Here is a 1,096-nt window from a genome sequence, read left to right on the forward strand (position 1 = left end):
CTCATTTGAGCGGCGTTTTTTTATTCAGCGATGATACTGATGTTAGCCCATGTAGCCCTTTACACCATCTAGGAACATTTGCGTCGACAGCATAACCAACAACAGGCCCATCAAGCGTTCGATGGCTTTAAGGCCTCTCTCACCTAGTACTCGTAGGAAGAAGCCATTAAACATCAGAATAAAGAAGGTGGCGCCCCAAGCCAGCATCACTGCGCCTGAAAGCTCTAACATGTTGTCAGGGTGCTGTGTCGACAACAGAATCAATGCCGCAATCACTGAAGGGCCAGCAATCATAGGGATCGCCATCGGCACAATAAACGGTTCTTCACCCGCCGCGAGGCCAGTAATACTACCCGCACTTGGGAAAATCATCTTAATCGCGATGATAAACAGAATAATACCGCCAGAGATACTCAAGGTTTCAGGCTGCACATGCAGGAAGTTCATGATGCTTTGACCAGCAAACAAGAACAGCAGCAGGATAATCAGCGCAAACATGAGTTCACGAACAAGAACAATACGGCGACGCTTCGGATCAATATGCTTAAGGATAGAAAGCACGATTGGTAAGTTGCCAAGCGGATCCATAATAAGAAACAGCATGGTCGCTGCAGATAAAATTTCCATAAGTTTGTCTCGAAATCGTAAGTGCGCGGAGTATAGCAGCCTCAAGATTGATTTTCGAACACAGTAACAAACTTAGGAATTTACGTTATTGGAAGGGTATTTATGAGAGCCAAACGAGGGAGAAATGGTCGGAGTGGAGCCGAGAATATCGCATCCACTCGCTAATCACAGTTCACTGTTCACCGGCGACAAGAACTGATGGTCATTCAAGATCAGTGATTACAAACACGTTCGCGATTAGTGCAAAGCTTGTCATCAATGATCACGACCTTTTCCATTTTCAGGAAAAACTTCAGTAGGCCATCCAAATCCAGACCGTTCAGCTTACACGTATGAAAGCGAGCTTCAGCGCCATAGGTTTGAGCAAGCTCTTGCGTCAACTCTTCACGAGTCAGTGGCTTTTCACTCAGTAAGTTTAAAACGTTGTGTGCATGAATTTCGGTAGTCATAAGTCTATCTCATGTTAAAT

The 1,096-nt window shown here is 45.2% G+C and carries 2 protein-coding genes; both read right to left on the bottom strand.

Going from position 1 to position 1,096, the window contains the following annotated elements:
• Positions 1 to 42 precede the first annotated feature (42 nt).
• On the bottom strand, positions 43 to 627 hold the full coding sequence (locus AB4653_RS22305; protein ID WP_009848232.1) for a YhgN family NAAT transporter: 585 nt from the start codon (positions 625 to 627) through the stop codon (positions 43 to 45).
• 212 nt (positions 628 to 839) lie between these two features.
• Positions 840 to 1,076, bottom strand: coding sequence for a YecH family metal-binding protein (locus AB4653_RS22310; protein ID WP_009848231.1), 237 nt, complete (start codon positions 1,074 to 1,076; stop codon positions 840 to 842).
• Positions 1,077 to 1,096: the final 20 nt, after the last annotated feature.

It is taken from the genome of Vibrio sp. 10N.222.48.A3 (assembly GCF_041475345.1).
GTDB classification, from domain to species: Bacteria; Pseudomonadota; Gammaproteobacteria; order Enterobacterales; family Vibrionaceae; genus Vibrio; species Vibrio tasmaniensis_A.

Bases quoted from the DNA above. Each gene is read 5' to 3' on its own strand.
- AB4653_RS22310 (WP_009848231.1), bottom strand. From the start codon at position 1,076: ATGACTACCGAAATTCATGCACACAACGTTTTAAACTTACTGAGTGAA.
- AB4653_RS22305 (WP_009848232.1), bottom strand. From the start codon at position 627: ATGGAAATTTTATCTGCAGCGACCATGCTGTTTCTTATTATGGATCCG.